Genomic DNA, 267 nt, shown 5'->3' with positions numbered 1-267 from the left:
CCGGGCTGATCGTGGTGTTCTCCGCGCTCGGCGGCACCACCGGTTCGTTCATCACCGGCCAGTTGTTCGCGCGCATCGGCGGCGGCGCGTTCTATCTGTCGCTGGTGCCGATGACGCTGCTGGTGCTGACCATCGCCTTGCTGAAACGGCAGTCGGCGCGCGCCGAAGCCGCTGCCGCCTGACCGGCGGTCTAGGCGCAGCGCGACGGCCGGGCTATGCTCGCGGCGTGGCTATGGGCGTCCTTCCTTCTCTCTGAAACTAGGGTGC

1 protein-coding gene is annotated in these 267 nt (G+C 68.5%); it reads left to right on the top strand.

The features are described from left to right. A partial coding sequence (locus HKX41_11750) for an MFS transporter (GenBank protein ID NNC24807.1) occupies positions 1 to 182 on the top strand: 182 nt, incomplete at its 5' end. Positions 183 to 267 lie beyond the last annotated feature (85 nt).

Origin of the sequence: Salifodinibacter halophilus, from assembly GCA_012999515.1 — a bacterium.
GTDB classification, from domain to species: domain Bacteria; phylum Pseudomonadota; class Gammaproteobacteria; order Nevskiales; family Salinisphaeraceae; genus Salifodinibacter; species Salifodinibacter halophilus.
The sequence above is the reverse complement of the archived record's forward strand: the minus strand, read 5'-3'. Positions and strand labels throughout refer to the sequence as shown.